Source organism: Mycobacterium sp., from assembly GCF_036273375.1.
Lineage (GTDB): Bacteria > Actinomycetota > Actinomycetes > Mycobacteriales > Mycobacteriaceae > Mycobacterium.
In genome coordinates, this window is record NZ_DASUHS010000166.1 from 1 (window position 1) to 9,623 (window position 9,623).

The window sequence follows — 9,623 nt, forward strand, 5'->3', positions numbered from 1 at the left end:
CCACTCTGAGCTTGAGTAGCTCGTAAAGTGTTTGGGCGTCAAGGTCTTTAGCCCAAATACGTCGCAGTGCTTCTATCACTGGCGCCGCCCCTCCCCCCCACAAGCGGGAGGTACTCCCACATCGCTCTTTTGCTCTGCGTACTCGCCGGGGCGGGTCATGTGCCGCCCAACCCCAGCGTCTTAGTTCCCCATGAAAATACCTCGTCGTACAGCGCCGGCTCATCCGACAGCGTCGCCCCCAGCGACGGAACCATCTCCTTGAGCGCGGGAAGCCACGATTGAAACCGGTTGGCGAAGCAGCGTTCCAGCACGCCGAGCATGATCGGCACCGCCGTCGACGCTCCCGGGGAGCCGCCGAGCAGCCCCGCAATGCTTCCATCGGCGGCACCCACCACCGTGGTGTCGAAGTCGAGCACCCCGCCCTTGCGCTTGTCCCGCCGGATCACCTGCACACGCTGGCCCGCCACCGTCAGCTCCCAGTCCGAAGCGACTGCGGTGGGGGCGAATTCGCGCAACGCGCGAAGCCGATCCGGTGCGGACAGCCGCAATTGGCCGATCAGATATCTGACCAGCGTCAGCTGGCTGACGCCGACACCGAGCAAGGACGCCAGGTTGTCCGGCTTCACCGAGCGGGGCAGATCGGTGAAGTGCCCGTGTTTCAAGAACTTCGGTGACCAGCCGGCGTACGGGCCGAACACCAGCCACGGCTTGCCGTTGACGTAGCGCAGGTCCAGATGCAGCGCGCCCAGCGGCGGGGCGCCCTGCGCCGGAGCTCCGTACACCTTGGCCCGGTGACCGGCGGTGAGCGCCGGGTTGGCGGCGCGCAGGAACCGGCCGCCGATCGGGAATCCCGCGAAACCCCTGACCTCGTCGATGCCGGACTTCTGCAACAGCGGCAGCGCGTCACCGCCGGCACCGACGAAGACGAATTTGGCGTTCAGACGGTGCTTTTCGCCAGTGCGCCGGTTGCGGATCAGCAGCGTCCAAGTGCCGTCGGACTGGCGGGACAGGTTGCGGACCTCGTGGCCGAACAGGGCGGTCGCGCCGCTGCGCACGCAGAAGCCGACGAATTGTCGTGACAGGGCTCCGAAGTCGACGTCGGTGCCGTTGGGCGCCCAGTTGAGCGCCGTCGGTACGGAGAAGTCGCGTCCGGCCGCCATGAACGGTAACCGGCGGGCGAATTCTCCCGCGTCGTCGATAAATTCGGTGCCGGCGAACAATGGGTTGGGCGCCAGGGCCTGCTGTCGGCGCCGCAGATAGTCGACGCGCCACGCGCCGCGCACGAAGCTCGCGTGCGGGATCGCAGTAATGAAACGTCGATCGGTCAGGATCCCGTTCTCGACCGCGTAGGCCCAGAACTGGCGGGTCACCTGGAACTGCTCGTTGATGCGCACCGCTTTGCTGATGTCGATCGAGCCGTCGGCGCGCTGCGGGGTGTAGTTCAGCTCGCACAGCGCCGAATGGCCGGTGCCCGCGTTGTTCCACGGGCCGCTGCTCTCGCCGGCGACGGCATCCAGACGCTCCACGAAGGTCATCGACCAATCCGGCTGCAGCCGGCGCAGCAACGCTCCCAGCGTCGCGCTCATGATGCCCGCGCCTACCAGCACGACGTCTGTGGACGTGGTTCTGGCTAGCGATGACACCGGCTTGCTGGTCCTTCCCTCGACTGGGCCGATCCTCAGGTTATCCCGAGGCAACGGGGCCGCGAACGGCGTGCGCCGCCTCGCACCCAGCAAAAGCTCTAAGCTGGCCTCGTGACTGGCAGGGTGACCGGCGAAGTGACCGGCTGGGTGCCCGATGTCCTCCCCGGTTATCAGCAGCGCACCATCGCGCTCGGGTCCGATCCGGCCGGTGAGGGCGACATCTTCGCGACGCTGATACGGCGCGGACCCGGCCCGCAGAAGCCGGCCCCGGAAACAGCGCACGCGGTGCTGGCGGTGCACGGCTACACCGACTACTTCTTCCACACCGAGCTGGCCGATCATTTCGCGGCCCGCGGCTTCGCCTTCTACGCCCTGGACCTCCACAAGTGCGGCCGGTCGCGGCGCGACGGCCAGACGCCGCACTACATCACCGACCTCACCAACTACGAGGCCGAACTCGATCAGGCGCTGGCCGGGATCGCGGAACACGGCCAGGTGCTGCTGTACGCGCATTCCGCGGGCGGCCTCATCGTGTCGCTGTGGCTGGACCGGTTGCGCCGGCGAGACCCGGCCGCGCACGCCCGCGTTGGCGGCCTGGTGCTCAACAGCCCCTTTTTGGAGCTGCCCGGCCCGCCCATCCTGCGGCATTCCGCGACGGTGAGGCTGATCGCCGGCCTGTCCCGCGTGCGGTCCAAGGGCGTGGCCCGGGCGCCGGGTGAGGGCGGCTACGGCACCACCCTGCACCGCGCCTATGGCGGCGAATTCGACTACGACCTGCAATGGAAACCCGTGGGCGGCTTCCCCATCACCTTCGGCTGGCTGCACGCCATCCGCCGCGGCCAGGCCCGGCTGCATCGCGGTCTCGACGTCGGCGTGCCCAATTTGATCCTGCGATCGGATCACAGCGTGCACGAAAGCACCGATTCCGCGTCCATGCGGTGCGGCGACGCGGTTCTCGACGTCACCCAGATCGCCCGCTGGGCGGGCTGTATCGGCAACCGCACGGCCGTGGTCCCGGTGGCCGACGCCAAGCACGACGTGTTCTTATCGCTGCCGGGGCCGCGCGAAGTCGCCTATCGGGAACTGGATCTTTGGCTGGACGGCTACCTGCGCGCCGATAATGATGCCTCGGCATCGCTGCGAAAGGGGTGACGGCTTGGAGACCTACGACGTCGCGATCATCGGAACCGGTTCGGGCAACAGCATTCTCGATGACCGCTTCGCCGAGAAGCGGGTGGCGATCTGCGAAGAGGGCACCTTCGGTGGCACGTGTCTGAACGTTGGGTGCATCCCGACCAAGATGTTCGTCTACGCCGCCGAGGTCGCCCAGACGATCCGGGATGCGGCGCGCTTCGGCATCGACGCGCGCATCGACCGGGTGCGCTGGGACGATATCGTCTCGCGCGTCTTCGGGCGCATCGATCCGATCGGGGTCGGCGGTGAGGACTATCGCAGCTCCGCACCCAACGTCGACGTGTACAAGCAGCACACCCGGTTCGGTCCGGTCCAGTCCGACGGGCGCTACCTGTTGCGCACCGATGGCGGCGACGAGTTCACGGCCGACCAGGTGGTGATCGCCGCGGGGGCGCGGGCTGTGGTGCCCCCGGCGATCCTCGACTGCGGCGCCCGGTACTACACCAGCGACACGATCATGCGAATCCCCGAACTGCCAGAGCATCTGATGATCGTCGGCGGTGGTTTCGTGTCGGCCGAATTCGCCCACATCTTCTCCTCGCTGGGCTCGCGCGTCAGCCTGGTGGTCCGGGGCTCCGCACTGCTGCGGCATCTCGACGAAGTCCTCGGCCAACGCTTCACCCGCATCGCGTCGAGCAAATGGGAACTGCACACCCACCGCAACGTCGTGGGCGCAGAAAACCAAGGCTCGGGCGTCGCGGTGCAACTCGACGACGGCCGCACTGTGCACGCCGACGCGCTGCTGGTGGCGACCGGCCGGATCCCCAACGCGGATCAACTCGACCTCGAGCAGGCCGGCGTCGCCGTCGAGGACGGCCTGGTGGCCGTGGATCAGTACCAGCGGACCACGGCGCGTGGCGTTTTCGCCCTCGGCGACGTCTCGTCGCCGTACCAGCTCAAGCACGTGGCCAACCACGAAGCGCACGTCGTGCAGCACAACCTGTTCTGCGACTGGGACGACACAGGGGCGATGGCCGTCACCGACCATCGTTACGTGCCCTCGGCGGTGTTCACCGATCCGCAGGTCGCCAGCGTCGGACTGACCGAAAACGAAGCCATCGCAAAGGGTTTCAAGGTATCGGTGAAAATACAGGACTACGGTGACGTCGCCTACGGCTGGGCGTCCGAGGACACCACCGGGATCGTCAAGCTCATCGCCGAGCGCGGCACCGGTCGCCTACTGGGCGCGCACATCATGGGACCTCAGGCGTCATCGATCATCCAGCCGTTGGTCCAGGCAATGAGCTTCGGACTCACCGCGCCGCAGATGGCCCGCGGTCAGTACTGGATCCATCCGGCGCTTCCCGAGGTGGTGGAGAACGCGGTGCTGGGTCTGCGCTGACCTCAGCGCCGCCGTGGCCGCGCGGCAGGCTGGTCGTCCTGGCATTGCGGGCACAGACCATGCAACGTCAGCCCGGCGGCGTCGGACAGCGCGAAGGAACTGCCCGCCATCGCGTGTTCGAGCGCCGAACTCAGCTGCCGGGCGGGCACCTCGATGATGGTTCCGCAGTTGGTACAGACCGCGTGATGGTGCGGCGCGGTGGCCAGCCCATAGGTCGTCACGCCGCCGTCGAGCGTCAACGCGTGCAGCACGCCCTGCTCGACTAGCGTGGTCACCGTGCGGTAGACGGTCGCCACGTCGGGCGCGTGGGTGCCGGACGGCAGGCACTCCCGTACCCGCTGGTAGATCTCGGCGACCGGCAGGTGACCGTGGACGGGCTCCAGCACCGCCAGCACCTGGATCCGCGACGCCATTCGCCGCAGCCCCCGGGCGCGCAGAAAATCGCCGATCCTCTCGGTGGCCGACGCATCCAGTACCGACGGCTTGGGCGTCACTGGTTCAGTGTCGTCCCCAGGCGGCCGGACCGCCAGTCTTCGCCGCAACCGCGACCTCACCGATTCCTGCAACTCACTTGCATCTGGCGAACCGGGGAACTTACAGTCGTGCCGGTTGTTCTCAGCCGATACCGCAAGGACGCGCCGGAAGGACCCCAGTGGCCAGCACCGAGATCGACTGGCGGCCGTCACGGGCGACCAGGCTGATCGGCGCCCTGACACCGGCGGAATGGCGGCGACTGGCAGCGATGCTGGCGGTGATCGTCGCGCTGCACCTGCTCGGCTGGCTCACCATGGCCCTCTTCGTGGCGCCGGCCCAATACAGCCTGGGCGGCAAGGCTTTTGGCGTCGGCATCGGATTGACTGCCTACACCCTGGGTATGCGGCATGCCTTCGACGCCGACCATATCGCCGCCATCGACAACACCACCCGCAAACTGATGAACGATGGGCAGCGCCCGCTGGCCGTCGGCTTCTTCTTTTCGCTGGGCCACTCCACGGTGGTCTTCGGGCTCGCGGTCGTGCTGGCGTGTGGGGTGAAGTCGGTCGTCGGACCGGTCAGCGACGACTCCTCGACGCTGCACCACTACACCGGGCTGATCGGCACCAGCGTCTCGGGTGTGTTCCTGTACGCGATCGCGCTTCTCAACGTCATCGTCCTGGTCGGCATACTGCGCGTTTTCGCGCGGCTACGCCGCGGCGAATACGATCCCGACACCGACGCGGCCGCACTGGAGCGGCATCTGGACAACCGCGGTCTGCTGAACCGGTTGCTCGGCCGCTTCACCAAGTCGATCACCAGGTCGTGGCACTGCTATCCCGTTGGCTTGTTGTTCGGGCTCGGCTTCGACACCGCCACCGAGATCACGCTACTGGTGCTGGCCGGCACCAGCGCAGCCGCCGGGCTGCCCTGGTACGCCATCATGTGCCTGCCGGTGCTGTTCACCGCCGGCATGTGCCTGCTGGACACCATCGACGGCTCGTTCATGAATTTCGCCTACGGCTGGGCCTTTTCCAGCCCGGTGCGCAAGATCTACTACAACATCACCATCACCGCGCTGTCGGTGGCGGTCGCCCTCCTGATCGGTAGCGTCGAAATCCTCGTCCTGTTCGCCGACCAGTTCGGTTGGCGGGGCTCGTTCTGGACCTGGATCGGCGGGCTGGACCTCAACACGATCGGCTACTTCGTCGTCGGCATGTTCGTCGTCACGTGGGCGGTCGCCCTGCTCGTCTGGCGTTACGGGCACATCGAAGAGAAGTGGACCGCGTAAGCCGACCGGAACGAGGCTGACCACAAAACGCCGTTCGGGTGTAGAACAGTGCTCATGGGCTCGTTGGCCTGCGCCCAGCTCGCGGATCGGCGGTGACCGGCGGTGCATGAGCTGTCGTTATGTGAAGCGATCGCCGGTGTCGTCAAGAATCACGCCGACGGTCGGCACGTCGACGTGGTGCGGGTGCGGGTGGGCGCCCTTCGGCAGGTGGTCCCGGAGTCGCTGTCCTTCTGCTGGACACTGGTCCGCGACGCGGAAGACATGCCGGGCGCCGAACTGGAACTCGAGTGCGTCGACGCCGAAGTCAAGTGCCGTGCGTGCGGCGGGCAATCCGAAATCACCTCGCCGTGGTCGATCTGGTGTCCCCGGTGTGACAGTTCCGACGTCGAAGTGCTGCGCGGCAACGAATTTTTGGTGACGTCATTGGATGTCTCGTGAAAGGCGTTGACGATGGGTAGATTTCATCGGCACGACGACGGAACCGCGCACGTCCACGAGCACGATCACCTTCCGCACGATCACGATGGCGATCACGATCATGGCGACCACAGCCGCTATCAGACCGGCAGTCAGCGTGTCGATGTGCTGGAGGCGATCTTCGCCGAGAACGACCTGCTCGCCGACGCCAACCGGGCGGCCTTCGAGAGCAATGGGGTGCGCACCCTCAACCTGATGAGTTCCCCGGGATCGGGCAAGACCACCATTTTGCAGGCAACGCTCGACGAACTCGCCGGCGAGCTGGCGCTCGGCGTGATCGAGGGTGATATTGCCACCGACCTGGACGCGGCAAAGCTCAGCGGCCGCGGCGCCCAGGTGTCACTGCTCAATACCAGCAACGGATTTGGTGGCGAATGCCACCTCGATGCACCCATGATCAACCGCGCGCTGCCCGGCCTCGACCTCGCCGCGCTCGACCTGGTGATCATCGAGAACGTCGGGAATCTGGTCTGCCCGGCGGAGTTCGACGTCGGTGAGCACGCCAAGGCGATGGTCTATTCGGTGACCGAGGGCGAGGACAAGCCGCTGAAGTATCCGGTGATGTTCCGGTCGGTGGACGTGGTGCTGCTCAACAAAATCGACTTGGTGCCTCACCTCGACGTGGATGTCGACAGGTACATCGCCCATGTCCGCAAAGTGAATGCGGCAGCGACGATTTTGCCGGTCAGTGCGCGCACCGGCGATGGCATGGGTGCCTGGTTCGGCTGGCTGCGGCGCTTCGCCGCTGACGCGCCCTGAACGGCGCGCGCGGGTGTCACACCGCGGCCACGCTCCTGCGAAACATTCGCAGGACGGCCGGCTACGCGATGCCCAACCGGCTCGACGGATCAGCCCGGCGCCCCATGGCTTTTCGGCGCTATACAACACGTGCCTACTAGTTAGCAACGGCTAACCGTTGACAACGCTCGATAGCGGGAGTAGACCCAAAAAATAGCGCTGCGCAAGTGGGCCGACGGTCGACTCCGGCGGCGCAGGAGCCCCAGCCCGGCTCCGGAAAGCTGCAGCATGCCAACAGAAGCAGCAGTCAAGGCAGAACAAACATTGATCCATGTTCTATGGATTAACGCGGGCCTCAGTTGTGACGGTGACTCGGTGGCATTGACTGCGGCCACCCAGCCCAGCGTCGAGGAGATCGCCCTGGGGGCCCTGCCCGGACTCCCCCAGGTCGCCGTGCACTGGCCCCTGATCGACTTCGAATGCGGACCCAACGGAGGGGCGGACGACTTCCTGGAGTGGTTCTTTAAAGCCGACCGCGGCGAGTTGGAACCCTTTGTGCTCGTGGTCGAAGGCTCCATCCCGAACGAGAAGATCAAGGACGAGGGTTACTGGTGCGGGTTCGGCAACAATCCGGCGACCGGGCAGCCGATGACCACCAGTGAGTGGCTCGACCGGTTGGCGCCCAAGGCCACCGCCATCGTGGCGGTCGGGACCTGCGCCACCTACGGGGGTATCCACGCGATGGCCGGCAACCCGACTGGGGCGATGGGCGTGCCGGACTATCTCGGCTGGGACTGGAAGAGCAAGGCCGGCATTCCGATCGTGTGCGTGCCCGGCTGCCCGATCCAGCCGGACAATCTGTCGGAGACGCTGACCTACCTGCTGTACATGGCGACCGGTCAGGCGCCGATGATCCCGCTCGACGACGCGCTGCGCCCGCAGTGGTTGTTCGGCAATACCGTGCACGAAGGCTGCGACCGGGCCGGCTATTACGAGCAGGGCGACTTCGCCACCGAGTATGGCTCGGCGAAATGCATTGTGAAACTTGGCTGTTGGGGGCCCGTCGTCAAATGCAATGTGCCCAAGCGCGGATGGATCAACGGTGTCGGCGGTTGCCCTAACGTTGGTGGAATCTGCATTGGCTGCACGATGCCGGGGTTCCCAGACAAGTTCATGCCGTTCATGGACGAGCCGCCGGGCGGCAAGCTCTCGAGCACCGCGTCGGGTTTGTACGGAGCCGTGATTCGCAGTCTGAGGGGTATCACGGAACGCACGCTCGACAAAGAGCCGCGGTGGCGGCACACCGGCGACCAACTCACCACCGGAGCGCGCCGCACCTGGTAGGTCACCTACCGGGTCGGCGTGTTCCCTTCTGAAATTCGTAGACGAAAAGCCGTCGCCGCATCAGCGAACGCTGACAGCAGCCAAAGCGGGAAGAAGTAGCGCGATGACAACCATCATTCCTGAACCCACCCACGCCGAGCGGAAGCCCGGCCAACTGGTCGACATGGCGTGGGATCCCATCACCCGGATCGTGGGCAGCCTGGGCATCTACACCAAGATCGACTTCGAGAACCGAGAAGTCGTCGAGTGTCACAGCACCTCGTCGATCTTTCGTGGCTACTCGATCTTCATGAAGGGCAAGGATCCCCGCGATGCCCATTTCATCACCAGTCGCATCTGCGGCATCTGCGGCGACAACCACGCCACCTGCTCGTGCTACACGCAGAACATGGCCTATGGCGTGAGGCCCCCGCATCTGGGCGAGTGGATCGTCAACCTCGGCGAAGCCGCGGAATACATGTTCGACCACAACATCTTCCAGGAGAACCTGGTCGGCGTGGACTTCTGCGAAAAGATGGTGGCCGAGACCAACCCGAGTGTCCTCTCGCTGGCGGAGAAAACCCCCGCCCCGCACGCGGACGCCCACGGGTACAAGACCATCGCGGACATCATGCGCTCGCTCAACCCGTTCAGCGGCGAGTTCTACCGTGAGGCACTGCAAACCAGCCGGTACACGCGAGAAATGTTCTGCCTCATGGAAGGCCGCCACGTGCACCCCTCCACGCTGTACCCCGGCGGGGTCGGCACGGTGGCGACCATCCAGCTGATGACCGACTACATGACGCGGTTGATGCGCTACGTCGAGTTCATGAAGAAGGTCGTGCCCATGCACGACGACCTGTTCGACTTCTTCTACGAGGCTCTGCCCGGTTACGAGAAGGTCGGGCTGCGTCGCACCCTGCTGGGCTGCTGGGGCTCCTTCCAGGACCCCGAGGTGTGCAACTTCGAATACAAGGACATGGAGCGCTGGGGCAACGCCATGTTCGTCACCCCGGGCGTGGTGGTCGACGGCAAGCTGGTCACCCACTCGCTGGTGGACATCAACCTCGGCATCCGAATCCTCTTGGGCAGTTCATATTACGACGACTGGACCGACCAGGAGATGTTCGTCAAGACCGAT

At 65.6% G+C, this 9,623-nt stretch carries 9 protein-coding genes and 1 pseudogene; 7 read left to right on the top strand and 3 right to left on the bottom strand.

Annotation, left to right across the window (positions count from 1 at the left end; all coding sequences use genetic code 11):
* A pseudogene (locus tag VFW69_RS15740) lies at window positions 1-79 on the bottom strand (GNAT family N-acetyltransferase); the annotation flags it as partial.
* A gap of 76 nt (window positions 80-155) precedes the next feature.
* Window positions 156-1,643, bottom strand: a complete 1,488-nt coding sequence (gene mqo, locus VFW69_RS15745; protein ID WP_526502437.1) for a malate dehydrogenase (quinone) — start codon at window positions 1,641-1,643, stop codon at window positions 156-158.
* Between the two features lie 147 nt (window positions 1,644-1,790).
* Here mqo and VFW69_RS15750 point away from each other — a divergent pair, with 147 nt between their 5' ends.
* Together VFW69_RS15750 and mtr are read left to right on the top strand one after the other, a co-directional pair.
* Window positions 1,791-2,795, top strand: a complete 1,005-nt coding sequence (locus VFW69_RS15750) for an alpha/beta hydrolase (RefSeq protein ID WP_526502445.1) — start codon at window positions 1,791-1,793, stop codon at window positions 2,793-2,795.
* Between the two features lie 4 nt (window positions 2,796-2,799).
* Window positions 2,800-4,179: a mycothione reductase gene (gene mtr, locus VFW69_RS15755; RefSeq protein ID WP_526502438.1), complete on the top strand. Its 1,380-nt coding sequence runs from the start codon at window positions 2,800-2,802 to the stop codon at window positions 4,177-4,179.
* A 2-nt stretch (window positions 4,180-4,181) separates the two neighbouring features.
* Here the strand turns inward: mtr and VFW69_RS15760 are convergent, their stop codons facing one another.
* Window positions 4,182-4,673 carry a Fur family transcriptional regulator gene (locus VFW69_RS15760; protein ID WP_526502439.1) on the bottom strand — a complete coding sequence of 164 codons (492 nt, stop codon included), beginning with the start codon at window positions 4,671-4,673 and terminating at the stop codon, window positions 4,182-4,184.
* A gap of 158 nt (window positions 4,674-4,831) precedes the next feature.
* Between VFW69_RS15760 and nicT the strand changes: the two genes are divergently transcribed.
* The 5 genes from nicT to VFW69_RS15785 form a co-directional block, all read left to right on the top strand.
* Complete coding sequence (nicT, locus tag VFW69_RS15765) at window positions 4,832-5,944, top strand: Nickel transporter NicT (RefSeq protein WP_526502440.1); 1,113 nt, start codon at window positions 4,832-4,834, stop codon at window positions 5,942-5,944.
* A gap of 102 nt (window positions 5,945-6,046) precedes the next feature.
* Window positions 6,047-6,382 (top strand): hydrogenase maturation nickel metallochaperone HypA/HybF, encoded by a 336-nt coding sequence (locus VFW69_RS15770; RefSeq protein ID WP_526502441.1) that lies wholly within the window; start codon window positions 6,047-6,049, stop codon window positions 6,380-6,382.
* A 12-nt stretch (window positions 6,383-6,394) separates the two neighbouring features.
* Entirely contained in the window at window positions 6,395-7,180 is a 786-nt protein-coding gene (gene hypB / locus VFW69_RS15775; RefSeq protein ID WP_526502442.1) for a hydrogenase nickel incorporation protein HypB, read from the top strand.
* Between the two features lie 267 nt (window positions 7,181-7,447).
* Entirely contained in the window at window positions 7,448-8,503 is a 1,056-nt protein-coding gene (locus VFW69_RS15780) for an NADH-quinone oxidoreductase subunit B family protein (protein ID WP_526502443.1), read from the top strand.
* Between the two features lie 103 nt (window positions 8,504-8,606).
* A partial coding sequence (locus tag VFW69_RS15785; protein WP_526502444.1) for a nickel-dependent hydrogenase large subunit occupies window positions 8,607-9,623 on the top strand: 1,017 nt, incomplete at its 3' end.

Excerpts from the sequence above, each read along its gene's own strand:
- hypB (WP_526502442.1), top strand. The coding sequence starts at position 6,395 with ATGGGTAGATTTCATCGGCACGACGACGGAACCGCGCACGTCCACGAG.
- VFW69_RS15780 (WP_526502443.1), top strand. The coding sequence starts at position 7,448 with ATGCCAACAGAAGCAGCAGTCAAGGCAGAACAAACATTGATCCATGTT.